Source organism: Kribbella sp. NPDC003505, assembly GCF_040610875.1.
Taxonomy (GTDB): Bacteria; Actinomycetota; Actinomycetes; order Propionibacteriales; family Kribbellaceae; genus Kribbella.
On sequence record NZ_JBEXNA010000007.1, the window covers coordinates 214505 to 240553 of the forward strand.

Annotated in this window: 26 protein-coding genes; 14 read left to right on the forward strand and 12 right to left on the reverse strand. The window is 70.1% G+C overall.

The window, feature by feature from the left end; genetic code table 11:
* Nucleotide 1: 1 nt before the first annotated feature.
* Nucleotides 2-1705, forward strand: a complete 1704-nt coding sequence (gene pruA, locus ABZX12_RS24965; RefSeq protein WP_355696774.1) for an L-glutamate gamma-semialdehyde dehydrogenase — start codon at nt 2-4, stop codon at nt 1703-1705.
* Between the two features lie 72 nt (nt 1706-1777).
* Entirely contained in the window at nt 1778-2827 is a 1050-nt protein-coding gene (locus ABZX12_RS24970) for a hypothetical protein (RefSeq protein ID WP_355696775.1), read from the forward strand.
* 3 nt (nt 2828-2830) lie between these two features.
* Here the strand turns inward: ABZX12_RS24970 and ABZX12_RS24975 are convergent, their stop codons facing one another.
* Nucleotides 2831-3463, reverse strand: a complete 633-nt coding sequence (locus ABZX12_RS24975; RefSeq protein WP_355696777.1) for a TetR/AcrR family transcriptional regulator — start codon at nt 3461-3463, stop codon at nt 2831-2833.
* A 138-nt stretch (nt 3464-3601) separates the two neighbouring features.
* Here ABZX12_RS24975 and ABZX12_RS24980 point away from each other — a divergent pair, with 138 nt between their 5' ends.
* Both ABZX12_RS24980 and ABZX12_RS24985 read left to right on the forward strand, forming a co-directional pair.
* Nucleotides 3602-4462 carry an alpha/beta fold hydrolase gene (locus tag ABZX12_RS24980; RefSeq protein WP_355696779.1) on the forward strand — a complete coding sequence of 287 codons (861 nt, stop codon included), beginning with the start codon at nt 3602-3604 and terminating at the stop codon, nt 4460-4462.
* 42 nt (nt 4463-4504) lie between these two features.
* Nucleotides 4505-5191: a hypothetical protein gene (locus ABZX12_RS24985; protein WP_355696780.1), complete on the forward strand. Its 687-nt coding sequence runs from the start codon at nt 4505-4507 to the stop codon at nt 5189-5191.
* 2 nt (nt 5192-5193) lie between these two features.
* Here the strand turns inward: ABZX12_RS24985 and ABZX12_RS24990 are convergent, their stop codons facing one another.
* The 4 genes from ABZX12_RS24990 to ABZX12_RS25005 all read right to left on the reverse strand — a co-directional run bounded on the left by ABZX12_RS24990 (nt 5194) and on the right by ABZX12_RS25005 (nt 8188).
* Nucleotides 5194-5403: a hypothetical protein gene (locus ABZX12_RS24990; RefSeq protein ID WP_355696782.1), complete on the reverse strand. Its 210-nt coding sequence runs from the start codon at nt 5401-5403 to the stop codon at nt 5194-5196.
* A 76-nt stretch (nt 5404-5479) separates the two neighbouring features.
* The gene (locus tag ABZX12_RS24995) at nt 5480-5971 is read right to left on the reverse strand and encodes a DUF2505 domain-containing protein (protein ID WP_355696783.1); all 492 of its coding nucleotides are present in this window, start codon (nt 5969-5971) and stop codon (nt 5480-5482) included.
* A gap of 34 nt (nt 5972-6005) precedes the next feature.
* Nucleotides 6006-7466 (reverse strand): glycoside hydrolase family 76 protein, encoded by a 1461-nt coding sequence (locus tag ABZX12_RS25000; protein ID WP_355696785.1) that lies wholly within the window; start codon nt 7464-7466, stop codon nt 6006-6008.
* A 206-nt stretch (nt 7467-7672) separates the two neighbouring features.
* Nucleotides 7673-8188 (reverse strand): hypothetical protein, encoded by a 516-nt coding sequence (locus tag ABZX12_RS25005; RefSeq protein ID WP_355696787.1) that lies wholly within the window; start codon nt 8186-8188, stop codon nt 7673-7675.
* Between the two features lie 81 nt (nt 8189-8269).
* Between ABZX12_RS25005 and ABZX12_RS25010 the strand changes: the two genes are divergently transcribed.
* From ABZX12_RS25010 to ABZX12_RS25025, 4 genes are all read left to right on the forward strand, one after another.
* Nucleotides 8270-9091 (forward strand): tryptophan 2,3-dioxygenase family protein, encoded by an 822-nt coding sequence (locus ABZX12_RS25010; protein ID WP_355696789.1) that lies wholly within the window; start codon nt 8270-8272, stop codon nt 9089-9091.
* Nucleotides 9092-9108: 17 nt separating this feature from the next.
* Nucleotides 9109-9729, forward strand: a complete 621-nt coding sequence (locus ABZX12_RS25015; protein WP_355696791.1) for a hypothetical protein — start codon at nt 9109-9111, stop codon at nt 9727-9729.
* A gap of 133 nt (nt 9730-9862) precedes the next feature.
* Complete coding sequence (locus ABZX12_RS25020; protein WP_355696793.1) at nt 9863-10546, forward strand: response regulator transcription factor; 684 nt, start codon at nt 9863-9865, stop codon at nt 10544-10546.
* Nucleotides 10547-10548: 2 nt separating this feature from the next.
* Nucleotides 10549-11856 (forward strand): HAMP domain-containing sensor histidine kinase, encoded by a 1308-nt coding sequence (locus ABZX12_RS25025; protein ID WP_355697189.1) that lies wholly within the window; start codon nt 10549-10551, stop codon nt 11854-11856.
* A 1-nt stretch (nt 11857) separates the two neighbouring features.
* Here the strand turns inward: ABZX12_RS25025 and ABZX12_RS25030 are convergent, their stop codons facing one another.
* A complete protein-coding gene (locus ABZX12_RS25030) occupies nt 11858-12541 on the reverse strand; it encodes a hypothetical protein (RefSeq protein ID WP_355696795.1) in 684 nt (227 codons plus the stop codon).
* Between the two features lie 153 nt (nt 12542-12694).
* The gene (locus tag ABZX12_RS25035; protein WP_355696797.1) at nt 12695-13576 is read right to left on the reverse strand and encodes a LysR family transcriptional regulator; all 882 of its coding nucleotides are present in this window, start codon (nt 13574-13576) and stop codon (nt 12695-12697) included.
* Nucleotides 13577-13656: 80 nt separating this feature from the next.
* Here ABZX12_RS25035 and ABZX12_RS25040 point away from each other — a divergent pair, with 80 nt between their 5' ends.
* From ABZX12_RS25040 to ABZX12_RS25050, 3 genes are all read left to right on the forward strand, one after another.
* Nucleotides 13657-14865: an acetyl-CoA C-acetyltransferase gene (locus ABZX12_RS25040; protein WP_355696799.1), complete on the forward strand. Its 1209-nt coding sequence runs from the start codon at nt 13657-13659 to the stop codon at nt 14863-14865.
* A 103-nt stretch (nt 14866-14968) separates the two neighbouring features.
* Complete coding sequence (locus ABZX12_RS25045; protein ID WP_355696800.1) at nt 14969-15772, forward strand: CoA transferase subunit A; 804 nt, start codon at nt 14969-14971, stop codon at nt 15770-15772.
* Nucleotides 15773-16068: 296 nt separating this feature from the next.
* Entirely contained in the window at nt 16069-17037 is a 969-nt protein-coding gene (locus ABZX12_RS25050) for a hypothetical protein (protein ID WP_355696802.1), read from the forward strand.
* Nucleotides 17038-17088: 51 nt separating this feature from the next.
* On the opposite strand, the gene ABZX12_RS25055 is transcribed toward ABZX12_RS25050, so the two are convergent.
* Genes ABZX12_RS25055 through ABZX12_RS25070 form a run of 4 tightly spaced genes read right to left on the reverse strand, consistent with a single transcriptional unit; the run spans nt 17089 to nt 21588 of the window.
* Nucleotides 17089-18420, reverse strand: a complete 1332-nt coding sequence (locus ABZX12_RS25055; protein WP_355696804.1) for a glycoside hydrolase family 32 protein — start codon at nt 18418-18420, stop codon at nt 17089-17091.
* Nucleotides 18417-19256, reverse strand: coding sequence for a carbohydrate ABC transporter permease (locus tag ABZX12_RS25060; protein ID WP_355696806.1), 840 nt, complete (start codon nt 19254-19256; stop codon nt 18417-18419). Before ABZX12_RS25060 ends, ABZX12_RS25055 begins: the two co-directional genes overlap by 4 nt.
* Nucleotides 19253-20185: a sugar ABC transporter permease gene (locus tag ABZX12_RS25065; protein ID WP_355696808.1), complete on the reverse strand. Its 933-nt coding sequence runs from the start codon at nt 20183-20185 to the stop codon at nt 19253-19255. The genes ABZX12_RS25060 and ABZX12_RS25065 overlap by 4 nt, the downstream gene beginning before the upstream one ends.
* Nucleotides 20185-21588 carry a sugar ABC transporter substrate-binding protein gene (locus tag ABZX12_RS25070; RefSeq protein WP_355696810.1) on the reverse strand — a complete coding sequence of 468 codons (1404 nt, stop codon included), beginning with the start codon at nt 21586-21588 and terminating at the stop codon, nt 20185-20187. The genes ABZX12_RS25065 and ABZX12_RS25070 overlap by 1 nt, the downstream gene beginning before the upstream one ends.
* A gap of 127 nt (nt 21589-21715) precedes the next feature.
* Between ABZX12_RS25070 and ABZX12_RS25075 the strand changes: the two genes are divergently transcribed.
* The 3 genes from ABZX12_RS25075 to ABZX12_RS25085 are packed head-to-tail and all read left to right on the forward strand — an operon-like array spanning nt 21716 to nt 25208.
* Nucleotides 21716-22774, forward strand: a complete 1059-nt coding sequence (locus tag ABZX12_RS25075; RefSeq protein WP_355696812.1) for a LacI family DNA-binding transcriptional regulator — start codon at nt 21716-21718, stop codon at nt 22772-22774.
* Entirely contained in the window at nt 22771-24219 is a 1449-nt protein-coding gene (locus ABZX12_RS25080) for a glycoside hydrolase (protein ID WP_355696814.1), read from the forward strand. Before ABZX12_RS25075 ends, ABZX12_RS25080 begins: the two co-directional genes overlap by 4 nt.
* 26 nt (nt 24220-24245) lie before the next feature.
* Nucleotides 24246-25208, forward strand: a complete 963-nt coding sequence (locus ABZX12_RS25085) for a family 43 glycosylhydrolase (protein ID WP_355696816.1) — start codon at nt 24246-24248, stop codon at nt 25206-25208.
* Nucleotides 25209-25211: 3 nt separating this feature from the next.
* Here the strand turns inward: ABZX12_RS25085 and ABZX12_RS25090 are convergent, their stop codons facing one another.
* Nucleotides 25212-25901, reverse strand: a complete 690-nt coding sequence (locus ABZX12_RS25090; RefSeq protein ID WP_355696818.1) for a GAF and ANTAR domain-containing protein — start codon at nt 25899-25901, stop codon at nt 25212-25214.
* Nucleotides 25902-26049 lie beyond the last annotated feature (148 nt).

A 26049-nucleotide genomic window follows, 5' to 3' on the forward strand; every position in this document is an offset into this window, starting at 1 on the left:
CATGCTGGTGTCACGCCTGGCCATCCGCACCCGGCGTGCCCACACGGTCCACCACACGATCGAGGAGCCCTGCACCATGGATGCCGTCACCGCCGTACCGACGCCTGCCAACGAGCCCGTCAAGGGGTATGCGCCCGGGTCGGGTGAGCGGGCGAGCCTGGAGGCGAAGCTCAAGGAGCTGACCGCCGCGGGAGCGATCGACCTGACCTGCACGATCGGCGGCGAGCAGAAGCTCGGCGGCGGCGCGCCGATCGAGGTGGTGCAGCCGCACCGGCACGCCCACGTGCTCGGCACGCTCGGTAACGCGACCGAGGCGGACGGCAAGGCCGCCGTCGACGCGGCCTTGGCCGCCGCCCCGTCCTGGCGTTCGCTGTCGTTCGACGACCGTGCGGCGATCTTCCTGAAGGCCGCCGACCTGCTGGCCGGCCCGTGGCGCGACACGCTGAACGCGGCGACCATGCTCGGCCAGTCGAAGACGATCCAGCAGGCCGAGATCGACGCGGCCTGCGAGCTGATCGACTTCCTGCGGTTCAACGTCGCGTTCGCGCGGCAGATCGTCAGCGACCAGCCGATCTCCTCGCCGGGCGTGTGGAACCGAGTGGACTACCGGCCGCTCGAGGGCTTCGTGTACGCGATCACCCCGTTCAACTTCACCGCGATCGCCGGCAACCTGCCGACCGCGCCGGCGCTGATGGGCAACACGGTGGTGTGGAAGCCGTCGCCGACGCAGCAGTTCGCCGCGCACTGGACGATGCGGCTGTTCGAGGCCGCGGGCCTGCCGGCCGGTGTGATCAACCTGGTCACCGGTGACGGCATCGAGGTCAGCAAGGCGGCGCTCACCCACCCGGACCTGGCCGGTATCCACTTCACCGGCTCGACCAAGACGTTCCAGTCCCTGTGGGGCACGGTCGGCGCGAACATCGCGTCGTACAAGACGTACCCGCGGCTGGTCGGCGAGACCGGCGGCAAGGACTTCATCCTGGCGCACCCGTCGGCCGACCCGGCGGTGCTGAAGACCGCGATGGTGCGCGGCGCGTTCGAGTACCAGGGCCAGAAGTGCTCGGCGGCGTCCCGGGCGTACGTCGCGCGCTCGGTGTGGGACCGGATCCGTGACGACCTGGTCGCCGAGACCGAGGCGATCACGATGGGCGACGTCACCGACCTCTCGAACTTCATCGGCGCGGTGATCGACGACCGCGCGTTCGCCAAGCACAAGGCCGCGCTGGACCGGGCCGCGGCGACCGACGCGATCCAGGTCGTTGCCGGTGGCACCTACGACGACAGCGAGGGGTACTTCGTCCGCCCGACGCTGCTGGTCTCCGACGACCCGACCGACGAGATCTTCAGCACCGAGTACTTCGGCCCGATCCTCGGCGTGCACGTGTACGACGACGCGGACTACGACAGCGTGCTGCGCGGGATGGAGCACTCGGCGCCGTACGGGCTGACCGGTGCGGTCATCGCGCAGGACCGGCACGCGGTGGCGGCGGCGTCGGAGTACCTGCGGTTCGCGGCGGGCAACTTCTACATCAACGACAAGCCGACCGGCGCGGTCGTCGGGCAGCAGCCGTTCGGCGGCGCCCGCGCGTCCGGTACGAACGACAAGGCCGGCTCGATGTGGAACCTGATCCGCTGGGCCTCCCCGCGGTCCATGAAGGAGACCTTCGCCCCGCCGACCGACTACCGCTACCCGCACCAGGGCTAGGCCCCAGTCAGGGATTACCCGGGAATCGGGCCGCGGCGGGAGCGCCGCGGCCCACGCTCTCGTTGTCCGGGTATGCATGAAACCGACCTGCACCTCGAGCCCAACGAAGCCTCCGACCTCTGCCGCGTGTTCGGGCCCGACGTCCTGGCCCGGAACGGCTGGGACCGCGCCTTCGTGACGGTCCTGGACGAGGCGACGGCCGAGGACGCGCTGGCGCTGCTCGTGCACGCGGCCGGCGCCCCGCTCGACGAAGGCTGGTCGGCGCGCCGCGTGCTGACCGACGCCGGGGTGCACGCGGGCAAGACCGAGGACGCCGAGGCGTGCGCGTCCTACAACGGGTACGTGTACCTGCTTGGTTCGCAGTTCGGGAAGAAGGCCGGCCCGCTGGCGGCCAAGCGGTCCTGGATCGCGCGCGTCAAGGAGGAGTCGATCCTCGCCGGCGAGCCCGCGGAGCTGGAGATCGTGCGGCTGCGCTTCGGCCTGCACCGCGCGATCAATGACGCGCTGGCGGACGTGGAGCTGGTGCCGGTCGGGCCGCTCGGGCAGCAGGCGTACGTCGACGCGACGATCGAGCGCGGCCTGGCCAAGGCCAAGAGCTGGAGCGGGGCGATCCACCCGACGGATCATCCGGTGAACATCGAAGCGGCCGAGTTCCTCGCGGACGGCAACCTCGTGCTGGGGCTGCGCTACCCGGTGACCGCCGACGGGCATCCGCTGCTGGTCGAGCTGACGAATGCCGGCGAGTTGTTCGACGCCCCGGGCGCGGTCCCGATCTGTGGCGACGTCTGGATCCTCGGCGACGTCGGCGGTGTCGACGCACCGGCCGGGCTGCGCGGTCTCGACACGCACGGCGACGACCGGTTCGACGCGGTGATCGGCGATCTCGACGCCTCCGGTAAGTCCGCCACGGTGCTCGCCGACCACCCGGAAGGAGCGCTCGCGGCGTCGGAGCACGTCCGGTTCGAGCTGCCGCCCGGCGGCGGTGTCGTCGGGAGCAAGGTGATCCACCACTTCGGCGACGTCCGCCGCGTCGAAGGCGTCGCGGTCGACCACGAGGGCCACGCCCACTACGTCATCGACGAGGAAGGGCATGTCGCGCTCCGTACGCTCGTGTTCGACTAGGCCCTAGCTGGCCAGACCCCGCCGGACGGTGATGTAGAACGTGGTCAGGTCGTCGATCAGCGCCTCGATCTGCCGCGGGGCGGTGAGGTCGGCGTCCAGCAGCCAGTCCGAGACCAGGTCGAACATGCCGCCGATCAGGCCGATCGCGACGCCGTGCCGGACGGCGCGCTGGTCGTCGGGCTGCGGCCCGTCGTACCGGTCCCAGAGCTGGACCAGGAAGCCGGCCGCCCAGCGGCGGTTGGCGCGCCGCTGCCGCTCGACCGACTCCGAGATGCCGGAGGCCATGCCGAACGTGACCTTGGTGATCCGCGGGTCGTCGACCAGGGCGTGCACGAATGTCGCGAGCAGCCGCGGCGCCTCCTGCCGCTCGTTGCCGGTAGCCTGCGCGGCGGCGCCGGTCATCAGCTCCTCGAGACGTTCGGAGGTCCGCCGGAGCAGCGCGAGATAGCACTCCTCGCGGCTGGCGAACAGCTCGTAGAAGCTCTTCGTCCCGATGTACGCCGTGCTGCAGATCTGCTCGATCGACGTCCCGAGGTACCCGTGGTCGGCGAACAGCTTGAGCGCCGCGTCCAGCAGCTGCTCGCGTCGCTCGGCCCGGCGTTGCCCGGCGTCCAGTCCCCGTATGGTGCGGCCCATGCGGTGGACACTACCCCGCGTGATCGCGATGTAACCGAGAGATCTTGTTTCGAACACGAACTCTTGTTTGTAACCCGAAGACGTGCTCAACTACCCGTGATCTGTTGATCACCGAACGACACCATACGGGGAGTTGTCATGCGTCACCGCCTCCGCCGGACCGTCGCGGTCCTGCTCGCCGCGTTCCTGCTCACCGCCACGCTGACCGCACCTGCCGGCGCGGCCACGTCGGCCGGGTTCGACGACTGGACCTGCAAGCCGTCGGCCGCGCATCCGAACCCGCTCGTCCTGCTGCACGGTCTCGGTGGCAACGGCCCTGGCAACTACTCCTACCTCGGCCCGTTCCTGGCCGCGAAGGGCTACTGCGCCTTCACCCTCACCTATGGGCAGGCCACCCCGGAGATCCCGGTCGGCGGCACGGTCTCGATCGAGCAGTCGTCCCACGAGATCGCCGCGTTCGTCCAGCGGGTCCGTCAGGCGACCGGCGCCGCGAAGGTCGACATCGTCGGGCACTCCGAGGGCGGTTTTCAGTCGGTCTACGGCCCGAAGGTCCGCGGGTACGCCGGTCAGGTGGGCACCGTGGTCGCGCTGGCGCCGCCCACGCACGGTACGACGTTCGGCGGGCTGGTCAGCGTCGGCGACTACCTGGGTCTCCGGCCGCTGGTCGACCAGGTACTGCGACAGTTCGGCTGCCCGGCCTGTGACGAGCTGATCGTCGGCGGGTCGGCGGTCGCGAAGCTGACGCGGGGCCCGATCGCGCAGCCAGGGGTGAAGTACACGATGATCGCCTCGCGCTTCGACGCCTTGGTGACGCCGCACGAGACGTCGTTCATCCGCGAGCCCGGCGTGACCAACGAGTACGTCCAGGACACCTGCCCGCTGGACACGGTCGGCCACGTCGGCCTGGCGTTCGACCCGACCGTGGCCCAACTGGTTGCCAACGCGCTCGACCCCGCTCACGCGCAGCCGGTCGTGTGTGCCTTCGGGCCGCCGCTGTAATTGGGCGGCGACGGCTGCGAGTCGCTGCTTATGCTCAGCGGCATGACGAGCGGCGCGTACGGGGACCTGCTCGACGACCTGCTCGAGCTGGACGCTGACCATCGCGACGCCGAGCGGGTGCTGCGGGAGTCCGGGTGGACGCCCTGTGGGGCCGGGGACTGGGCGGTCGCGTTGCGGGCGCCGGACGGCCGGGCGGCGGCGCGGATCAGTCCGTTCGATCCGGCGGGGCCGTACACAATCGCGCTCTATCGCGAGGCGGCGCACACCCGTCAGGTTCCGCGGGTCTTCGGGCATCGGCGGCTGGCAGGCGGCGGGGATCTGCAGTTCCTGGAGTCGCTGGAGCCGGTCGACGCGGACGAGGCCGCCGGGTTCCACCGGGCACTGGCCGCGCGCGAGCCGGCGGTTGCCGAGCTCGCGGACGCCGTACGCCGGGTGCACGAGCGCGCGGCGCGGGAGTTGCCGTGGTTCGCGCCGGGGATCGACGACAACCCGGACAACATCATGCGCACCGCGGACGGGCGTCTCGTGGCGGCGGACCTGTTCAGCGCGGACGGGCCGCGGCTGTACGCAGCGGTCCTGCACGAGCCGGGGCTGGTCGCGGTGAGCATTCCCGAGGCCGAGCGGCGGTTCATCACCGAGATCCCGCTCACCAACACCGGTCGATGGCCGGCCGAGGTGCGCGCGGCGATGCGGGCAGGTCTCGCGGCGGCCGACGCCCGCCGCCGCTGAGGTCAGGCGGAGCGGTGGAGTTGCTGGGTGGGTGGGTCGACCAGGAGGGCCGAGCCGCACTGCACGCAGATCCACTCGTCGGGTTCGTCGAGCAGGTAGTCCGAGGGTTCGATCCGCTCGAACGGCATCACGGCGGCGCAGAACGCGCAGTACTGGTCAGCGCCGGTCGTGGGCGGGATCCGATCCCGCTTCTTTCGCAGGGTGCTTCGCATCGGAACGGTCACCTCCGGGACAACACTTCTTCTCAGGTTGCCACCGGAGGCGACGCGGTCAGCGCAACGACACGGTCTACTTCCCACTCCACTCGTGGCCGAGGTCGTGCTCCTTCTGCAGGCCGGAGCGGATCGAATCGACGACGAACGGCTCGAGCTTCTTGCCGATCAGCGGGATCGCGACCTTGATGTCGAGGTCGATCGACTGGACGGTCTGCGCGCCCTCGGTGGCGATCCGGGCCGTTCCTTTCATGGTCACCGGGGTGTTCGAGATCTCGCCGGACACATCGGCAGTCCGCGTGCCATCGGCGGCCGCCGCGTGCCAGGTCTCGGTCTGCACGACGGTCAGCGTCTCGCCGACGAACTTCCGGGCCATGTCCGGGATGTCGGTGGACTCCATCTCCCGGGAGACCCGCACGACGGTGTCGGCACCCGACGTGCTGACCTGCACGTCGTACGACAGCGCCTTGGTCTTCTCGCAGGCCTGCTCACGGAAGGCGGTGTCCGTCACGATCGCGAACACTTCCTCAGGGGTGGCGTCGTACGACGCCGACATCTTCAGCTCCATGCGGTCATCATGGCATTGCCGGCGCCGCCCGAGGTCATGGTGCCGCGTTGAGCAGGTCGAGCGCCGACTGCTGGCGGGCTGCGTCGAGTTTGTCGACCGGGCCGTACCAGCGCAGGCCGTACTGATCCATCGGGGTCCGGTCGGCCGCGAAGGCGCGGTCGGCCTGGCGTTGCAGGTAGGACGTGTACGGGTGGTCCGGAAGTGCCGCGTTCAGCTTGCCGAGGCCGCGCACGTGCGCGCCCTTGAACGACGGGCCGTCGCCGCCGCAGTCGCCGTTCTCGCACGGCTCGCGGAGGATGCCGTCGGCGGTGTGCAGCGAGGCTGCGCTGGTGCTCGCGTCGGCGAGCTGGCGCGCGGACGTCAGGTACGTTGAGTTGTTCGTTGCCTTCGACAACTCGGTGAGCGCGCCGATCAGCACCCCCTGGTTGTACGTCCATGCGGTGTCGCCGTTGTTCTTGCAGGTGGACAGGTCGATACCGTCGTTGACCAGGTGCGAGCCGTTGATCATCCCGGTCTGCTGGAACCAGGTCCACCCGGCCTGCGCGCGTTGCAGGTACGTCGTGTCGCCGGCGATCCGGGTGTGCAGCTGCGCGTTCAGCTGGATGTACAGCGAGTTGGTGATCGCGTTCTTGTACGTCTTCGCCTCGCTCCACCAGACACCACCGCCGCAGGTGCCGTCCCAGTACGCCGCCATGTGGTCGGCATCCACGCGGGCCGTCTGCAGATACCGCGCCTCGCCGGTGAGGTCGTACGCCGCGACCCACGCGAGCCCCCACCACCCGGTGTCGTCGATGTAGTCGTTGCGGAACTGGCCCTCGAACTGGCCGAGGTTCAGGTCGTACGTCTTGCCGATCGCGTACTTGTAGCTCGGCATCCCGCTGATCCGGGCGTTGTCGATCAGCGCGTTGAGTGCGTTGGCGGAGTTCCACCAGCCCGTGGTGTCGAACAGGCCGCTGGACAGGTTGTAGTTCTGCATCAGCGCGGTCGCGGCCGCCGTCCGACGGTCCCAGGCGTTCCACGTCGTCCGGGCCCAGGGCGTGCAGGCGACGTCGGCGCGGTCGCCGGCCTTGCCGCAGGCGCGCAGGGCGCCGACGCCGAGGTTGTTCCAGTCGTCGACGTTGTACATCTGGGTGCGCCAGCCGCGTTGCCCGCTGGGGATCGCGGTGTTGCCGAGACGGGTGCCGCCGGACCAGGTGCGGCCGCCGTCCATCGAGCGGTCCAGCCAGACCTCGTCCCCCGGATTGCCGTTCTCGATCGAGGCCCAGCCCATCGCGTCGCTGTCGTCGAAGTGCAGGGTGATCGTGCGGCCGAAGAGTGTGGTCGAGACCGGGGCGCGGTCGCCGGGCGCGAGCGCGGGGTCGCGCGCGTCGCAGTACTTGTTGCAGATCGTTGCCTGGGTGGTCATGGTCACCGGTGGGGTTTCAGCCGGCGCCGGTGGGGGCGCGCCGAGGGGAGCGATCAGCAGGGACAGGCTGGAAACGATTCCAACGTACATCACAGATCTCCCTGGGGCGGTAGGAAGCGACTGGGTGGTGGGGCGGGGAAGGAATCGGCGCAGCGGTGTGACCGAAGGTAGGTGGGTGGCGACGCTACGTCAAGGGTGCGATGCGGATCCCCAGGCCATCACAATTGCCGCCCTACGGGGCGCGTCGCGCTGGGACAGACCGGTCTCCGGCGATTGCGATGGCCTGCAGGTCCGGCCTACAGCGTGAAGAGCGCGGCGAGGATCGCGGTGGTGAGGGCGAGCGTGAACGTGATCGCGACGCGGCGGCCGCGGGCGCGGCGGCGGGTGTGCGCGGTGCGGTCGGGACGCGTGGTGCACGGGTCGAAGCCGAGCTCGTCGGACGGTGCGAGGACGGCGCCGAGCCGCGCCGGGAACGAGCGCCGCTCGGCCTGCCGGGTCGCCTCCTCGATCACCCGGCGGCGCATGAACTCGCGGTGCCTGGTCGCCGGCAGCCGGACGTCCGGCGGCACGGTGAGGCTCGACGGGAGCGCGAGATCGGCCGGCAGCGCGAGGCCCGCCGGGAGCGCCCGCTGGACCACGGCGTGCGCGGCCGCCACCCGCCTCGCCCGGCTGATCGAAGGCGGGAGGATCAGGTAGGCGAGGTGGACCAGCGACCGGTAGTCGTCGAGCAGCAACGCCTCGATCAGCGGCTCTTCCCGGGTGGGACCCTGGACGGGCCCCGGGACGATCGGTGTCTCGACCGTGGCGGACATGCAGCTCCTCATCTCGGCGTACCCAAGGTCCAACGAACGAATCACTGACCAGTCACGAAGTGGTCGGTTAGTCTCCGTGTCATGAGCACTGGTGACGGCGTGGCGGGGCAGTGGGGCGGGGTCGACGTACATTTCGGTGAGGAGGGCGGGCGGCTGACGTACGGCAGCTACCTGCGGCTCGCCGAACTGCTCGACCAGCAGCGGCTGGAGTCCGACCCGCCGGCCCACGACGAGCTGCTGTTCATCACGATCCACCAGGTGTACGAGCTGTGGTTCAAGCAGGTCCTGCACGAGCTGACCGCGTCCCGGGACGCGATGCTCGCCGGCGAGCTGTGGCTGGCCGAGCACCTGTTGCGGCGGGTGCACACGATCGAGCGGGTCCTGACGCAGCAGGTGGACATCCTGGAGACGATGACCCCGCAGGACTTCGGCGAGTTCCGGCACCGGTTGTCGCCGGCGTCCGGGTTCCAGTCCGTGCAGTTCCGCGAGGTCGAGTTCCTGTCCGGCGCGAAGGACCCGTCGTTCGTCCGCCGGTTCCGCGGCCTGACCGACGCCGAGAAGGACCGCCTGCGGCGCCGGCTGGAGGAGCCGACGCTGTGGGACGCGTACCTCGAGGTGCTCCGGAAGGCGGGCTTCGACACCGGCTCCGAGGACGCGGTCCGCGACGCTCTCCGCAAGGTCGCCGGCGACCGCTCCCACTACGCCGCCGTCTGGGAACTCGCCGAGGCCCTCGTCCAGCACGACGAACTGGCCGCCGCCTGGCGCGCCCGCCACGTGGTCATGGTCGAACGCATGATCGGCACCAAACCGGGCACCGGCGGATCCTCCGGCGCCACCTACCTCCGCAGCCGCCTCGACCTCCGCTACTATCCGCTCCTCTGGAACCTGCGCAGCAACCTGTAGCCCACGGAAGGCCGCCCATGAAGCTCTATGCCGACACCGGGGCGAAGCGTTTCGGGCAAGTGGTCGGCGATGTGCTGCTGGTGGCGTGGGTGTGGGCTTGTGTGCAGCTGGGGCAGGTCGTTTTCCAGGTGACCGACGCGCTGGGCGCGCCGGGGCGGAAGGCGGCCGAGGCGGGGGACGGACTGGCGGGGGATCTGCGGCGGTTGTCCGAGCCGATCGGGAAGGTGCCGGCGGTGGGGGACCAGTTGCGGTCGCCGATCGACGGCGCGGCCGGGGCCGCGGGGAAGCTGGCGCAGGCGGGGCGGGACCAGGCGCACGCGGTGGAGCAGCTCGCGTACGTGCTCGCGGCGGTGACGATCGGCTTGCCGGTGCTGTTCGCCGTACTGATCTGGGTGCCGCGGCGGATCCGGTTCGCGCGGCGGGCCGGTGCGGCGCAGCGGTTCATCGACAGCACGGCGGATCTGGACCTGTTCGCGCTCCGGGCGATGGCGAACCAGCCGATGCACAAGCTCGCGAAGATCTCCGACGACCCGGTCGCCGCCTGGCGCGACGGCGACGCGGACGTGATCGCGCGGCTCGCCCGCCTGGAGTTGCGCTCCACCGGGCTGAAGCCGCCCCGGACCTCCACGACTCAGTAACCCCACGCCGGTGCCGTGCGGATCGCGCCGTCAGGCGTGGCCGACCGGCCGGGCCGGAGGTTGGTGAGTGGTGGGCGTCCGCTTGATTCCGGCTTGAGGTTGCCTTGAGCGGGCGGAGGATACGCTCGGTGGCATGGCGCGGGTGCTGCTGGTCGAGGACGACGATGCGATCCGGGCGTCGTTGGGCAAGTCCCTCACGGCGGCCGGCCATGTCGTGTCGGCGGTGGCGGCCGGCGCGGACGGGGTCGCCGCGGTCGCGCGCGAGCGGCCGGAGGTGCTGTTGCTCGATCTCGGGCTTCCCGATCTCGACGGGCGCGACGTGCTCGCGATGGTGCGCGCGGTCAGCGACGTACCAGTGATCGTGGCGACCGCGCGCGACGACGATGCGAGCGTCGTACGACTGCTGGACGCGGGCGCGGACGACTACGTGATCAAACCCTTCAGCGCGGCGCAGATGGATGCCCGGATCCGCGCCGTACTGCGTCGGCTCGGGCACGATCAGCAGGGCGAGACGACGGTCGAGATCGGCGGACTGCGGATCGATCCGCGCAGCCGTGAGGTGACCGTGGACGGCGCCGCGGTGGATCTGACCCGCAAGGAGTTCGACCTGCTGCTGGCGTTGTCGCGCCGTCCCGGGGCCGTGGTGACGAAGCGGGAGCTGCTCGCGGAGGTCTGGGGGCTGCCGTGGGGCGGCGGCGACCGGACCGTCGACGTACACCTTTCATGGCTACGGCGGAAGCTGGGCGAGACGGCCGCCGCCCCACGGTTCATCCACAGCGTGCGCGGTGTCGGTGTCAAGCTCGCGGTGGACGGGTGAGCATGCGCCGCCGCATCCTGCTGCTGTCGGTCGGCATGACCACGCTGGTCGTGCTCGCGTTCGCCGTACCGCTGGTGGTCCTGCTCCGCAGTACGACGGCCAACGAGTCCAAGGACAAGGCGCGGTACCTGGCCGAGAGCGTCGCGTACTACGTCGGCGACAAAGGCCGCACGAACGACGACATCACGGCGTACATCGACGGTCTGGCGGACAAGCCGGGGCGGATCTCGGTGCGGATGCCGGACGGTACGACGCTGGGCGAGCCGCCGCCCGGCGGGGTGCCGACGCCGAAGGAGGTTCCGGCCGGGTACGGCGACGACCCCGACGGCGACGACGGGAAGGGTCCGCCGAAGATCGGCGACGCGGACTACCGGGACGTCGGCGGCGGTCTTGCGGTGGACGTCGGCGTCGGTACGCCGACCGGGCTCGCCTCGGTCTGTGTCTACCTGACCGCCGAGGAGCTGTACGACGGTCTGGTGCCGCGCGTCCTGTTCCTCGTCGGCGGCAGCCTGCTCGTACTGCTGCTCAGCATCGCCGGCGCCGAGCTGGTGTCGCGCCGGCTCGCGCGTCCGCTGGAGGAGACCGCGAGTACGGCGGAACGCCTGGCCCGCGGTGACATGGACGCCCGCGCCCCGACGACCGGACCCGCCGAGGTGGCGAAGGTCGGCGCCGCGCTGAACGGACTCGCGGACCGGATCGACGAGGTGATCGCGGTCGAACGCGAGGCGGTCGCGGACCTGTCGCACCGGCTTCGTACGCCGTTGACCGCGCTTCGCCTGCAGGTCGAGGCACTACCGGACCGGGAGAGCGCCGAGGAGCTCAACACTCAGGTGAACAGTCTCGAACGGACGCTGACCGCGGTGATCAGCGCCGCCCGCCGACCGCAGCGCGAAGGACGCGTACCGCACTCGGACGCGGTCGAGGTGACGCGTCAGCGGGCCGCGTTCTGGGAGCCGCTGTTCGAGGACCAGGGTCGCGAGCTGGCGCTGGACCTGCCGGACACGCCCGCGACCGTGCGCTCCTCCGCCGAGGACCTCGGCGCGGCACTCGACGCCCTGGTGGAGAACGTCGTCGCCCACACCCCCGACGGCACGCCCGCGCGAATCACCCTGACCCGCGCGGACGGCGTCGTACGCATCGTCGTCGCCGACAACGGTCCCGGCATTCCCCTGGGCGCCGGCGAACGCGGCCGCAGCGACCGGGGCTCCACCGGCCTGGGCCTGGACATAGCCCGCCGCTGCGCCGAAGCCGCCGGCGGCCGACTGACCCTCCACCGCAACGAGGTCGAACTGACCCTCGTGGCGACGTAGCTCAGCTGGTCGTCCAGACCGTCACCTCGAGCTCAACTCGTCCGGTGGTCGCGTTCCACGACTGGACCCGGAACAGACCGACGTGCGGGTTCACCGACCCACCGGAGCGCACGCAGAACGCCGTACCTTTGCCGGCCGCGAACGACTCCGGTTGCGCGTCCGTGCCCAGCGCGCTCAGGCAGTCGTCGTAGGTGGCCGGTGCTCCGGGGTCGAGGCCGCCTGCCTTGGCGCTGAGTCCCAGTTGCGCGTACGGAACGCCGCCGATGGGCCTGAACTCGCCCACGTCGATGGTCAAAGTGTCCTGGTTGACGACCGGTCCCGGCTGGTCGACGTCGACGCCGTAGCCGCCCGGAACCTTGATGTTCTCCTTCCAAACCAGGGTGCCGGCACCGCCCGCAGCCGGGTTGCCGGACGGACGATCGGTGCTGTCGACTGTCGCGGTCACTGTGGTTGTCGCCGTGCTCGTCACGGTGCTTGTCGCCGTGCTCGTCGCTGTGCTTGTGACGGTGGTTGTCGGTGGTGCCGGATTGATGCTTTGCGGCAACGCGCCTGCCTGGCCCAGGACGATCGTCAGGACCGAGGCGACTACTGCCGCGACGGCCGGGATCCCGGCGAGCAAGGCAGGGTGACGGTGCCAGGCGTAGTCCCGGTCATCCTTCGATTGGCCCGTTGTCGTGTTGCTCATCCGCGGCTCCCCTACACGTCGCAGGCCTGAGGAGTCAGCCTACCGACGGCCTGGTCCACGTCGCCTGTCCAAGGGGAGCGTCGCCAGATCTCCGACGGGTGTGCAGTCGGATCGGGCCGGACAGCACCTCGGAGGACGACGGAGAGGCCGTGGCTACTGAACCAGGCCTTTGAGGACCGTGAGTGTGCGCTCGAGGTGGGGTGCTTCGTCGTCGGCTCGGGTGGCGGCTGCCAGTTCGACGGTCGCCGAGCCGCTGAGCGCGCGGTAGGCGACGCCGGGAACCTTGAGCTCGGCAACGGGTGCGGGCACGATCGCGATACCCAGCCCGGCCGCGACGAAGGTCACCAACGTCGACGTCTCGGCCACCTCGTGCCGTACCCGCGGCTCGAACCCCGCCACCCGGCAGTGGGTGAGCACGGTGTCGTGCATGACCGATCGCCCGGCGCCCGCGTGGATCACGAAGTCCTCGTCGGCCAGCTCCCGCAGCCGGACCCGGCGCCTGCCGGCCAGCCGATGACCGTCGGGTACGGCGACGATCAGCGGATCGGCCCGCAGTACGTCGACCCGCAGCGACTCGTCCTCCACCGGCGGCCGCAGCAGCCCGAGGTCGATCCGCCCGTCCGCGAGCGCCTGGGCCTGTTCGGGGGCGAGCATCTCGCCCTGGACGGCGACTTCGACGTCGGGCAGTTCCTCGCGCAGCGTCCGCACCAAGTGCGGCAGCAGGCTGTATGTCGCCGAACCCACGCAGCCGATCACCAGCCGCCCTTGGAGTCCCGCCGCGACCCGCTGGGCTTCACCTGCCGCGGACGAGACCGCTGCGATGATCTGCCGGGCCCGGACCAGGTACGACTCGCCGGCGGGTGTGAGCTCGACGCGTCGCGTCGTACGCCGGAACAACTGCAGGCCGAGCTCGCTCTCCAGCCGGCGGATCTGCTGCGACAACGGCGGTTGGGCCATGTGCAGCCGGGCGGCGGCGCGCCCGAAGTGCCGTTCCTCGGCGACGGCGACGAAGTACCGCAGGTGGCGCAGCTCCACGCTATTGATACTGGCAGAGTCTCAGTCGAGCGTAAATGCGTATTTCTCCCTATCGGTCCTCGCGGCCTACCGTCGAGAGCGTGAGCGATGTGGTGATCTGCGAACCGATCCGTACCCCGGTGGGCCGCTTCGGCGGTGCGCTGGCCGCACTGTCGGCCGCCGACCTCGCCACAGCCGCTCTCACCGAGCTCGTCCGCCGGACCGGTCTGGGCGAAGGTGATGTCGACGACGTCGTACTCGGCCAGTGCTACCCGAGCGGTGAAGCGCCGGCGATCGGGCGGATCGCCGCCCTCGACGCGGGCCTCGGCGTCGGCGTACCGGGGATGCAGGTCGACCGCCGCTGCGGGTCGGGCCTGCAGGCCGTGCTGTCCGCGGCAGGCATGGTCGCCACCGGCGCGGCTCGGCTGGTTGTTGCCGGCGGCACCGAGTCGATGTCGCAGGTCGAGCACTACGCGCTCGGTCTGCGGACCGGCGTCCGCGGCAACGTGGAGCTGAGCGACCGCCTGATTCGGGCCAGGGAAACGGCCGGCGGCAGGTTTCATCCGGTGCCGGGCGGGATGCTGGAGACGGCCGAGAACGTCCGCCGCGAGTACGGCATCTCCCGTGCGGAACAGGATGCGTTCGCGCTGCGGTCCCACCAGCGCGCCGTCGCCGCGCAGACCGCAGGCCGGTTCGCCGACGAGGTGCTGCCGGTGGAGGTTCCGGGCCGGCGCGGTACGAGCACGCTCGTCACCGCCGACGAGCACCCGCGTCCCGGCACCTCGCTCGAGGGCCTCGCCGCACTTCGGCCGGTCATGCTCGCACAAGACCCGGGCGCGACGGTCACCGCGGGCAACGCCAGCGGGCAGAACGACGGCGCCGCCGTCTGCGTCGTCACCACCCGCGCGGAGGCTGAGCGCCGCGGCCTTCGCCCGCTGGTGGCGCTGCGCTCGTGGGCGGTCGCCGGTGTGGGGCCCGAGGTGATGGGGATCGGGCCGGTGCCCGCCACCGCCGCGGCCCTCGCGCGCGCCGACCTCACCCTCGACGACCTGGACCTGATCGAGCTCAACGAGGCGTTCGCGTCCCAGGTCCTCGCCTGCCTGCGCGAGTGGAAGGTCGACCCGCTCGACGAGCGGCTGAACCCGAACGGCTCCGGAATCTCCCTCGGCCACCCCGCCGGCGCGACCGGTGCGCGGATCCTGGCCACCCTCTCCCGCGAGCTCCTCCGGCGCGACGGCCGGTACGCGCTGGAGACCCTTTGTATCGGCGGTGGTCAGGGCATCGCCGCGATCTTCGAGGCCGTCCGGTGAAGGTCGCGCGCGCGGTCGGCGGCCGCCCGAACGCGCCGACGGAGGCCGAACGGCCCGACGTAGTGGCGCCGGCCGTCATCGCCCGTCTCCGGGAGGACGGCTCATGAGCCTCGACAAGGTCGTCGCCACACCGGCGCCGGCGGTCGCGGACATCGCGGACGGTTCGAGTGTCGCGGTCGGCGGGTTCGGGCTGGCCGGGATCCCGTGGTTCCTGATCGAGGCGTTGCTGGAGCAGGGCGCCGGTGATCTGACCGTGGTGTCGAACAACTGCGGCGTCGACGGTGCGGGTCTCGGCCTGCTGCTCGAGCGCGGGCGGATCAGCCGGGTGATCGCGTCGTACGTCGGGGAGAACAAGGAGTTCGCCCGGCAGTACCTCGCGGGCGAGCTGACCGTCGAACTCACACCGCAGGGCACGCTCGCCGAGCGGCTGCGCGCGGGCGGCGCCGGGATCGGGGCGTTCTTCACCCCGACCGGCGTCGGCACGCTGGTCTCCGAGGGCGGGCTGCCGTGGCGGTATGCGCCGGACGGCACCGTCGCGGTCGCCTCCCCGGCCAAGGAGGTGCGGACGATCCAGGGCCGGGACATGGTGCTGGAGGAGGCGATCGTCACCGACGTCGCCCTGGTCCGCGCGGCAGTCGCCGACCGGGCCGGCAACTGCGTGTTCCACGCTTCGGCCCGCAACTTCAACCCGGTCGCGGCGATGGCCGGCCGGCTGACGATCGTCGAGGCCGAGCAGGTCGTCGAGGTCGGCGAGCTCGCCCCCGACGCGATCCACCTGCCGGGTGTCTTCGTGCAGCGCGTCGTACCGCTGACCCCGGAGCAGGCCGCCCGGAAGTCGATCGAGAAACGCACGACCCGACCGCGGGAGTCGATCGCGACACCAGGACCGGCTACCAGTACGCCATGAGCAAGGCCAACGGGACCGCGACCGCCATCACGGCGTACGGCAAGATCCCGGCCGTCTTCGACGGCGTCGACCACGCCTCCATGACGACTGCCTACGAGCAGCTGGTCGGCGAGTAGTCCGCATCGGTCTTTTCGGCCTTGCCCGAAAGGGCAGTCTCACCGGACCGATCACACCGGTCGCTCACCGTCAAGCTCTTTGGCTGCAGCTTGCTGCCACTTTGTCGTCAAACCCCGCTCGGCTCGGCTATAGTCGGCCGATCTCGAGCTCTTCGAGATAACACTGGAGGGGGAACTCCTATGAAACTGCAGCGCTTTGCGCTCTCGTTGGCCGGCGCGGGCCTGCTTGCGGCCGCGGCCGCATCCGCCCCGGCCGCGGCGAGCGGCCAGGCCGACCCGAAGCCGTACTTCTCCGAGAAGAGCGCCCGGCCGCTGTCCGCGAAGGCCGCGGTCGCCGCCAGGCCGTGCATCAGCGCGGTCGGCGTGCCCACCGCGGCGGGCACCATGCAGGAGATCGACGCGACACCGTCCACGCCGCCCACGCTGCCGCGTGCCGACATCTACGAACCGTTCCCGTTCGTCGGCACCCGCGCGGACGCGACCTGGTACTTCGCGACCAACGCGACGCAGACCCAGTTCTACTACTACGGCCTGCTGCTGCAGGGCGGGAACCTCTACCGGCACACGACGTATCTGCCGGCCGACGCGGAGAAGCCGCCGGTGCCGACCTTCAAGAAGGTCGGGTCGGGCTGGACCAGCTTCAAGTCGATCGCCACGTCGAACTACAGCGTCGCCCAGCCGCGGCACGCGTACCTGTACGGCCTGAACACCAACGGCAGCCTGTACCGCTACGCGATCGTCGGCGCCGGCTTCAAGGCCCTCGGCCCGCTCCCGGGCTTTGGCGGTTTCAAGGCGATGACGGTGATCAGCGAGACCGCGACGTACGACACGCTGCTGATGGTCTCGAAGGCCGGTGCGCTGTGGACCGCGCACATCCCGGTCGCGGCGGGCGCCAAGCCGGTCATGAAGCTGATCCGCTCGTCCGGCTTCGTGGACTACGAGTCGATCGTCGCCCAGGGCTGCGGGACCCGTGGCGGCACGCTGCTCGTGTTCGCCGACCACAACACGCAGTCCGGTGTCCAGTACGCGATGAGCAAGGCGAACGGCACCGCGACCGCGATCACCAAGTACGGCAAGATCCCGGCCACCTTCAACGGCGTCACGCACGTGTCGCTGACCACGCACTACGACCAGTTGGTCGGCGAGTAGTTCGAACAGACCTGATGCCGCGCCGGTTCTCCGGCGCGGCATCGGTCGTACTCAGCAGTCGAGCGTCCAGAAGCGGGCCGTCGATGGTGACTCGACCCGCCAGACCGGCGGCGCGGTCGGGTAGACCCGTGTACTGAGGACGCGGCCCGCGCTGGTGAAGACTTCAAGCACCGACCCGTCGAGGAAGATCCGCGCCGCCGGCCGGTCCGAAGCCGGGTCGAAGGCGTCGCTGACCTGCATACTGTCGCGGTGGCTGTGCGGGCCGAGGCTGGCCTGGGAACGGTCGACCGTCAGAGTGTCGGTGTCCAGTTCGATCACCACACGCTCCTGGTCGCTGAAGTGGATCACGACCCGCCCCGGCCCTTCCGGTACGGCGATCTCGCACTGCGGCCCCGTCGTACAACCGTCGGCGGGCACGCCAGGCCCCGTCCGCAGGGTGTCGACCGTCGGAACCGGGGCGCTCCGGAGCGACGAATCGGCCCCGAGCCAGACGATGCGCGGCAGCGAGATGACCCCGGCCCAGTCGTCGTTCCACCCGGGCCGGTCGCGTCCCTCGGTCAGCCAGCCGAACAGCAGCGGGCCGAACCGGCTGTCGCGCAAGGCTGACGCGGCGTAGAAGTTCGTCCCGTGATCGACCCGCTGTGGAGCCGGCGGCCCGTCGACGCCGAACGACAGCACCTCGCCGGGACCGCCCTCCGGCGACCACGACGAGACCACCGCGATCCGCCGGCCGTCGATCGTCAGCACCTGCGGACATTCCCATGCGGCGCCGGTGTCCTCGCCGCCCACGACACCGCGAGGCAGTGCGGCGAGCGGCCCGGCGTCCGTCCAGTTCTCCAGATCGTTCGACCGGTACGACGCGATGCTCGCGCCGCGTCCGGCGTACCCGGCGCCGACCGCCATCCACCACGAACCGTCCTCCCGCCAGACGAACGGGTCGCGGAACATGATCGCGCCGTCGGACGGGTCGGGCACCACCTGGCGCGGCGGCCCGAACGACGCGCCGCCGTCGTCGGACACTGCGGTGAGGACCGACTGGTACGGGCGCTCCTCGACCCGGCCCGAGTAGAACGCCCGGATCCGGCCGTCATCGAGCACCGTGTTGCCGGACCAGCAGCCGTCGGTGTCCGGACCGCCCGGCCGGGGCGCCATCGCGGGCCGGTGCAGCGTCCAGCGGACGTAGTCGGTCGACGTCGCATGACCCCACTCGACCGGGGCCTGTAGGTCGAGCACGGGCCGCGACTGGAAGTACAGGTGGACGTCCTCGCCGACCTCGATCGGGCCGTTCGGGTCGTTCAGGTACCCGCGCGGCGGCCGGACGTGGAACGCGGGACGCAGATGTGCGACCGTGCCGGCCGATCGGGCGGACTGGATCTGGGTCACCGTGAAGCTCCTGCCGTGATTCCTGCGATGAAGTACCTCTGGGCGAAGACGAACAGCACGACGCTCGGCAGGATCGCGAGCACGACACCGGCGAGCACGACCGAGATCGAGCCGGTGCCGAGATTGCCCTGCAGACCGACCAGGCCGAGCGGCAGTGTGAAGCTGTCCTGGGACTGCAGGAAGATCAGCGGCCGGTAGAACTCCGCCCAGAAGCCGGAGAAGTTCAGGATCGCGAGCGTCGCGATCGCCGGGCCGGCCATCTTGGCGTAGATCATCAGGAAGGTCTGGAAATGCCCGGCGCCGTCGATCCGCGCGGCCTCGCCGAGCTCCTTCGGCATCTGCAGGAAGTACTGCCGCATCAGGAAGGTGCCGAACGCGCTGCCGAGCGCCGAGACCACCAGCGACAGCGGGCTGTCGGACAGGCCGAGGTACCGGACGATCACGAACACCGGGATGATGATCGTTTGCAGCGGCACCATCATCGTGGCCAGGAAGATCCCGAAGATCACCGAGCGCCCCGGGAAGCTGACCATCGCGAACGCGTATCCCGACAGCGTGCAGGTGATGGTCTGGCCGACCACGATCAGCCCGGTGACGACCACACTGTTGACGAAGAACCGGGGGATCGGGATCCGGTCGAAGACCGCACCGTAGTTGGAGAAGTCCGGGTGCAGCGAGAACCACTGCGGCGGATTGGTGAACGCCTCGGCCGGTGTCCGCAGTGACGTGGTGACCGTCCACAGCAACGGGCCGAGGGCGACCATCGCGGCGATCACCAGGATCGCGACGCCGGTGACGCGGCCGACCCGGGCGAGGGTCGTGGTGGAGTGGATCATTGGTAGAACACCAGCTTTCGTGCCGCGAGGAACTGCAGCCCGGTGATCACCAGGATCGCGGCCAGCAGCACGATCGCGATCGCGGAGCCGTAGCCGAACTGCAGGTTCTGGAAGCCCTTCTGGTACATCGCGATCGTCACCGTCGTGGTCGCCGATCCCGGGCCGCCCTTGGTCATGATGTACGGCTGGTCGAACAGCTGCATCGCGTTGATCAGGGCAACCACCGCGGCGAACAGGATCGTCGGGCTGATCAGCGGGATCTTGATCCGCAGCAAGGTCCGCACCGGTCCGGCGCCGTCGATCTGGGACGCCTCCAGGACATCGGCCGGCACCGACATCAGCGCGGCCACGAACAGCACGAACGTGAACCCGGCCTGCTGCCACACCGCGATCAGGACGATCGTGGTCGCGGCCGCGAAACCGTTGGTCAGCCACGGCACGTTCGGGATCCCGAGCAGGCCGAGGTAGTAGTTCACGACGCCGAACTTGTAGTCGAACAGGTAGCCCATGAAGATCGACACGGCCGCCGTCGACGCGAGCAGCGGAAGGTAGAAGGCGGTCCGGAACACCGTCCGCACCCAGATCAGCCGGCGCTGGTTGACCAGGACCGCGAGCCCCAGGCCGACGGTCAGTTGCAGGACGACGATCGCGAGTGCCATGCCGAGCGTCACGCCGAACGACCTGAGCACCGGGCCGTCGGTGAACAGCCGCCGGTAGTTCTCCAGCCCGACGAACTCGGGCGACGAGATGACGTCCCAGGAGAAGAACGACAAGCCGAGCGACGCGACGATCGGGATCGCGGTGAAGACCGCGACGAACAGCACCGACAACCCGATCATCGCGAACCCGAAGCGCGTCTCCCCGTGCGAGCTCGGGTGGCTGCGCGGCTTCACCGCCGTACGCCGTACCTCCGCGGTGACGGCAGTCATCAGCCGGCCCCCGCAGCCTTCTCGAGGTCGGACTGCAACCCGTCGAGCGCCGCCTTGGCGTTGCCGGACGAGATCGCCTCGGTGGTGCGCTGGTTGAGCGCGGTCGCGAGCGCGTTGTAGTACGGCGGGGCCGGGATCGGGGCGGTGTCGGGGTGCTTGGTCAGCGTGTCGTAGAAGACCGGCCAGTGCTTCGGACCGGTCTTCGCGTACCGCGCGGCCGTCACCAGGGACTTGCGGCCGGGCGTGGTCACGTTGCCCGGGAACACCAGGTCGAACGTCTCCGGCTTCACCAGCAGCTTCAGGACCTCCCAGGCCAGGTCCTTCTTCTTCGACGACTTGAAGATCGCGTAGCCGCCGGCGCCGAACAGGTGCCGCTGGCTCTTCCACTTCGGGAACATCGTGACGTCGAAGCTGCCGTTCTTCATCCCGGCGTTGGTCAGGCCGCCGGCCCAGAAGCCGCCGCCGATCGACATCCCGATCCGGTTCGACGCGAACAGGCCCTGCAGCGTGCCGCCACCGCCGACGTCGGGCGACGGCGACAGACCCTTCTTGGTGAGCTCGATCATGTAGTTCAGCGCCTCGACGGTGGCCTCGGAGTTTGCGGTCGGCGCCCCCCACTTCCAGCCGCCCTTGCGGCCCGCGGCGGCCGCGTCACCGGCGTACGCCTTGCTCCACAGCCAGTCGCCGCCGTCGTACTTGCCCTCCTCGAGCAGGTTGGCGTTGTTGGCGTACATGAACGACGTCCAGCTGCCCCACAGCCGGACCACCCAGCCGAAGGCGTTGACGCCTTGGAACTTCGCGATCTTGGTCGCGGCCGCCTCGAAGTCGTCGAGGGTCCAGTTCTCGCTCGGCGGTACGACGCCGGCGCGCTGGAACAGGCCGGTGCTGTAGAACATGTTCCCGGCGTTGAAGCTGTCCGGGAGCTCCCACAAATGGCCCTGGTACATCATCGACTCGACCAGGGCCGGGTGGATGTCGGCGAAGTACTCCTTCAGCGCGTCGAGGTCCTTGGTGACGTAGTCGTCGAGCGGAACCGCAAGCTCCTTCGACGCCATCAGCTGCAGGCCCTCGGTGGCGACGCTGATGATGTCCGGCGGTGTCCCGGCGGCGATCTGGGTCAGCACCTTCGCCAGGAAGTCGTTCCAGTCGGTGCCGTTGATGGCCGAGATCTCGAACTTGATGCTCGCGTCGAGCTTGGCGATCTGCGGCTGCAGGCGGTTCTGCAGCTGGGTGGCCGCGGCCTGCTCACCGAAGTACAGCATCTTCAGCGACTTCGGCGAGCTGCCGCCGTCCTTGCCGCAGGCGGCCAGATCGGCCAGTGCGGCCAGGCTGAGACCACCGGCTCCGGCCTTCAGCAGAGTACGGCGGGCGAGCGCGCCGCCGGGCGGACGAGTACCTGTCATCTGGGTTCCTCCTTGACCGCTCGGGCGGCCCGGCAAGGCCGCCCAATACGTATTGACCCGGGACCGTAGCAGCGGTGTACGGTGTGACGCAATACGTATTGGGCCGATCTGTGATAGGAAACTGGCCATGGCGAAGCAGGCGGGTGGCCGTCCGAAACGGGTCACGATGACCGACGTCGCGCGACGTGCGGGGGTGTCCCAGCCGACGGTCTCGTTCGTGCTCAACGACCGTCGTGACGTCGCGGTGGCCGAGGAGACGCGGCGCCGCGTCCTCGAGGCCGCGGCCGAGCTCGAGTTCGTCCCGAACCGGGCCGCACAGCTGCTCCGGTCGAACAAGTCGTTCACGGTCGGCGTCGTGACGAGCGGCATCGTCTCCCAGCCGTACGCCGGTCTGATCGTGCTCGGCCTGCAGCAGGTGGTCCAGCCCGCCGGGTACGTGACCATGGTCGTCGACACCACCGACGACCCGGGGCAGGGCGACGACGCCGTGGCGAGTCTGGTCGGGCAGGGCGTCGCCGCGATCGTGTATGCGTCGCTCTCGCCGAAGCCGTTGCACCGCAGTCCGCGCCTCGACGGGATCCGGACGATCTTCGTGAACTGCTGGCCGGAGGAGGGGCACGCCGACACGGTCCTGCTCGCCGACGAGTACGCCGGTGGGCGCGCCGCGGCCGCATCGGTCTTCGACCGCGGGCACCGCGACGTCGCCTTCCTCGGCGGTATGCGCAACGACTACGCCTGCAAGGAGCGCCGCCGCGGCTTCGACGACGCCGCCCGCGCGGCCGGTCTGCGGCCGGCCGACCTCGTCCACCGGTACGGCAACTACCAGATCGGCTCCGGGTACGACCTCGCGACCGAGGTGGTGTCGGAGCACGGATCGACCGCGCTCGTGTGCGGCAACGACCGGATGGCGATCGGTGCGCTGCTCGCCGCGCACGCGCTCGGCCTGGAGTGCCCGCGTGACATCAGCATCGTGGGCTTCGATGACCAGCCCGACGTTGCGGACCAGGTCCGCCCGGGGCTGACCACCGCCGCGCTGCCGCACCTGATGCTCGGCCGCCGCGCGGGGGAGCTGGTGCTGTCCCCGCCGGACGAGGCCCCCGAGCGGATCATCGTCGACTGCGAGCTGATCGAGCGCGACTCGGTCGGCGATCCGCCGCGCCGGCGCCGGCGCGGGACGCCGCAATGATCCACCGGCGGCCGCCGTCGGGCTACGTCGGTGACGTGATCCCGTTCAGTCATGCCGGCCGGATCTGGTTGTTCTACCTGCTCGACGAGCGCCCCGACGACCCGACCGCCGGGCCGGGTGGGATGCCCTGGGCGTTGCTGTCGACAACGGATTTCGTGCAGTACACCGACCACGGCGTCGTCCTGCCGGCCGGTGGTCGCGACGACGAGGACTTCGACTGCTACACAGGAAGTGTGGTCGCCGACGGAGACCGGCTGCACCTGTTCTACACCGGCCACAATCCGCGGCGCGGCGATGCGGACGGCTCGTTCCAGGTGGTCTGTCACGCGGTCAGCGACGGCGACCCGACGCGCTGGACCAAGCAGCCCGCACTGTCCTTCGGCGCGGCTGAAGGGTTCGTGCCACAGGACTGGCGTGATCCGTTCGTCTACCGGGTCGGTGAAACCTGGCAGCTGGTGCTCGCTGCGCGGTACGCCGATGCGCCCGATCGCCGGTGCGGTGTGGTGGCGCGGCTGACGTCGACCGATCTGGAGAAGTGGGAACTCGCGGAGCCGCTGTGGGAGCCGCACCGGTTCATCACTCAGGAGTGCCCGGACGTGTTCCAGTGGGGCGACTGGTGGTACCTGGTGTACTCCGAGTTCACCGACGCGTTCCAGACGCGCTACCGGATCGCGCGCGGTCCCGACGGGCCGTGGCTCGCACCCGCGCGCGACACCGTCGACGGGCGGGCGTTCTACGCCGCCAAATCGGTCGAGTACGACGGACGGCGGTTCTTCGTCGGCTGGATCCCCACGAAACAAGGGGATTCCGACACCGGCCCGTGGCAGTGGGCCGGCGACCTCGCCGTCCTCGAGGCGCATCAGGAGGACGACGGCACCCTGGCGTTCGGCCTCCCGCGTGAAGTCGTCGCGACGTACGGCGACGGACAGGACGTGCAGGTGGCGCCGCTCGACGGCGCGGACGCCGTACCGGGGCAGGGCGCGATCGACCGGTACGCCGCTTGGATCGGTGAACCCGTCCCCGGGCGGTGCCTGATCACGCTGACCGTCGACGTCGATCCCGGCACGCAGTCGTTCGGCTTGCTGCTGCATGCCGGGCCGGACGGCGAGGACGCGACGATCGTCCGCCTGGAGCCACAGGCGAACCGGTTGGTCATGGATCATTGGCCCCGCGGCCGCACGGGCCCTGCGCAGTGGCAGGTTCGCGGCGACGTGCCGTACGTCGTGGAGCTCGAGCGAGCCTGCCCGCTGCCGCCTGGCCGGCATACGGTGCAGGTGCTGCTGGACGGGACGACCGGTCAGGTCGCGGTCGACAACCGGGTCGCGCTGAGTTTCCGCCGGTACGACGTGGGGCTTGGGCAGCTGGGCCTGTTCGTCACAGACGGCGCGTTCGGCTTGGTGTCTCTGAAGGTGGCCCCGTGGCCGGGGTACATTGCAGCACCTTGACAACCCCGACGCCCACGGGAGTTCGCATGCGCCGTACGCCACTTGTTCTGGGGATCATCGCCAGTCTGTGCGCAACGCTGATGCCGGCGGGTGTCGCCGAGGCGGCCGGGCCGAGCAGTGTGCGCCGGGTCGGCACCGAGGAGTTCGCCGACCCCGGATTCGCGCACTTCGGCTCGAAGTACTACCTGTTCCGGACCGGCGCCGGCTACGGCGCACGCTGGACGACGAGCGGCGGCTGGTCGGCGGTCCACAAGTCGATGGCGGCGATCCCGGCCTGGGTCGATCACAGGAAGCCGTTGCTGTGGGCACCGGAGGTCTTCCAGAGCTCGGACAGCCGCGGCGCCCTGTACGTCATGTACTTCACCGGCGAGTCTGCGTCCCGGCACGTGCACTGCATCGGCGTCGCGACCTCGCGGCAGCCGGCGGGCAACTACACGCCCGGTGCGAAGCCGGTCGTCTGCTCGCCGTGGGTCTCGCGCGGGTACGAGGCGATCGATCCGGCGGCGTACCGCGCCAAGGACGGCAAGCGGTACCTGATCTACAAGAGCGACTACCGCAACGCGTCCGGCTTCCAGATCCGCGCGGTGCAGATGGACACCCGGACCGGTACGCGGGTGGTCGGCACGAGCATCGCCAAGATCGTCAGCTCGACCAGGATCGAAGGCCCGTCGGTGATCGCGCACGGCGGCAAGGTGTGGTTGTTCGCCTCGCGCGGTGACTACGTCAACTGCTCGTACAACACCGACGCATGGTCCGCGAACACCTTCTGGGGCGGGCGTTTCACCCGCGTGAAGACCTTGATGACGACCAGGTCGACCCGGCTCTGCGGTCCCGGCGGAGCGACTGTGCTGAACGTCGGCGGGACCACGCGGATCGCGTTCCACGCGTACGTCGACGCCGACCGCAACGGGGTGAAGGACTCGAACAAACGGCAGGCGTACACCGGCGTCGTGAAGTGGAACGGCGCCGGCAACCCCTACCTCAGCTAAGCCCTATGTTCGCGCCTTCTTGGCGGTGTCCTGGACCACGCCGGCCGCAACGTCGCGGAGCTTGACGTTGCCGGTCTGCGACGTCCGGACGAGGAACGTGAAGGCCCGGTTCGCGTCGAGCTGGTAGCGCTCCATCAGGATCCCGATCGCGGTGCCGATCGTGGTCCGGCTCTCGAGCGCCTCCATCATCGTCGACTCCTGCCGGCTCCAGCCCAGCAGGACGGCGGCCCAGTCGGCGTACATGCCCGCGACGTAGTGGGCGTCGGCGTCGAAGGCCTGCGGCTTGTCGGCGTACAGGTTGAGCGCGCCGCGGACCCGCGGGGCGGCCCGGAACTGGAACGAGAGCTGCGAGTGCATCCCGAGGGCGGCGGCCTTCGGACCGTACTGCGGCCACCGGTCGTCGCTCCCCAGGTTGTCGACCTGCACGACCGGCTCGCTGAGCGCCGCGTCGAGGCACGGACCCTCGCCCAGGTCGTACTGCAACTGGTCCACCTCGGCTGCGAGCGGGTCGGTCGGCGCGAGTGTCTCGATCGTGCCGTCGGTGCTGGTCACCGAGATGCTGGCGCCCGTGATGCCGGGGATCGTCGCGATCACGCTGGAGGTGATCAGGTCGAGCGAATCCTCGGCCGTGGCCGGCGTTCGCAATGTGTCGGCGACCGTGGACATCAGGTCGGCCAACTCCGGTAGTTCCATCGCAGTACCCTCGACTCGTTTGGTCGGCGGCGCCGACCGGTGGACTCATTGTGCGTCTTCCGGGCCGCCGTGCCCAGCACGGCCCCCGACGGTCAGAAAGTGCCCGGACCGGAGGCCTTTCCGGGACGGATCGCCTATGATCCCGACG

Bases quoted from the DNA above. Each gene is read 5' to 3' on its own strand.
- pruA (WP_355696774.1), top strand. From the start codon at position 2: ATGCTGGTGTCACGCCTGGCCATCCGCACCCGGCGTGCCCACACGGTC.
- ABZX12_RS24970 (WP_355696775.1), top strand. From the start codon at position 1,778: ATGCATGAAACCGACCTGCACCTCGAGCCCAACGAAGCCTCCGACCTC.
- ABZX12_RS24975 (WP_355696777.1), bottom strand. From the start codon at position 3,463: ATGGGCCGCACCATACGGGGACTGGACGCCGGGCAACGCCGGGCCGAG.
- ABZX12_RS24980 (WP_355696779.1), top strand. From the start codon at position 3,602: ATGCGTCACCGCCTCCGCCGGACCGTCGCGGTCCTGCTCGCCGCGTTC.
- ABZX12_RS24985 (WP_355696780.1), top strand. From the start codon at position 4,505: ATGACGAGCGGCGCGTACGGGGACCTGCTCGACGACCTGCTCGAGCTG.
- ABZX12_RS24990 (WP_355696782.1), bottom strand. From the start codon at position 5,403: ATGCGAAGCACCCTGCGAAAGAAGCGGGATCGGATCCCGCCCACGACC.
- ABZX12_RS24995 (WP_355696783.1), bottom strand. From the start codon at position 5,971: ATGGAGCTGAAGATGTCGGCGTCGTACGACGCCACCCCTGAGGAAGTG.
- ABZX12_RS25000 (WP_355696785.1), bottom strand. From the start codon at position 7,466: ATGTACGTTGGAATCGTTTCCAGCCTGTCCCTGCTGATCGCTCCCCTC.
- ABZX12_RS25005 (WP_355696787.1), bottom strand. From the start codon at position 8,188: ATGTCCGCCACGGTCGAGACACCGATCGTCCCGGGGCCCGTCCAGGGT.
- ABZX12_RS25010 (WP_355696789.1), top strand. From the start codon at position 8,270: ATGAGCACTGGTGACGGCGTGGCGGGGCAGTGGGGCGGGGTCGACGTA.
- ABZX12_RS25015 (WP_355696791.1), top strand. From the start codon at position 9,109: ATGAAGCTCTATGCCGACACCGGGGCGAAGCGTTTCGGGCAAGTGGTC.
- ABZX12_RS25020 (WP_355696793.1), top strand. From the start codon at position 9,863: ATGGCGCGGGTGCTGCTGGTCGAGGACGACGATGCGATCCGGGCGTCG.
- ABZX12_RS25025 (WP_355697189.1), top strand. From the start codon at position 10,549: ATGCGCCGCCGCATCCTGCTGCTGTCGGTCGGCATGACCACGCTGGTC.
- ABZX12_RS25030 (WP_355696795.1), bottom strand. From the start codon at position 12,541: ATGAGCAACACGACAACGGGCCAATCGAAGGATGACCGGGACTACGCC.
- ABZX12_RS25045 (WP_355696800.1), top strand. From the start codon at position 14,969: ATGAGCCTCGACAAGGTCGTCGCCACACCGGCGCCGGCGGTCGCGGAC.
- ABZX12_RS25050 (WP_355696802.1), top strand. From the start codon at position 16,069: ATGAAACTGCAGCGCTTTGCGCTCTCGTTGGCCGGCGCGGGCCTGCTT.
- ABZX12_RS25060 (WP_355696806.1), bottom strand. From the start codon at position 19,256: ATGATCCACTCCACCACGACCCTCGCCCGGGTCGGCCGCGTCACCGGC.
- ABZX12_RS25065 (WP_355696808.1), bottom strand. From the start codon at position 20,185: ATGACTGCCGTCACCGCGGAGGTACGGCGTACGGCGGTGAAGCCGCGC.
- ABZX12_RS25070 (WP_355696810.1), bottom strand. From the start codon at position 21,588: ATGACAGGTACTCGTCCGCCCGGCGGCGCGCTCGCCCGCCGTACTCTG.
- ABZX12_RS25075 (WP_355696812.1), top strand. From the start codon at position 21,716: ATGGCGAAGCAGGCGGGTGGCCGTCCGAAACGGGTCACGATGACCGAC.
- ABZX12_RS25080 (WP_355696814.1), top strand. From the start codon at position 22,771: ATGATCCACCGGCGGCCGCCGTCGGGCTACGTCGGTGACGTGATCCCG.
- ABZX12_RS25085 (WP_355696816.1), top strand. From the start codon at position 24,246: ATGCGCCGTACGCCACTTGTTCTGGGGATCATCGCCAGTCTGTGCGCA.
- ABZX12_RS25090 (WP_355696818.1), bottom strand. From the start codon at position 25,901: ATGGAACTACCGGAGTTGGCCGACCTGATGTCCACGGTCGCCGACACA.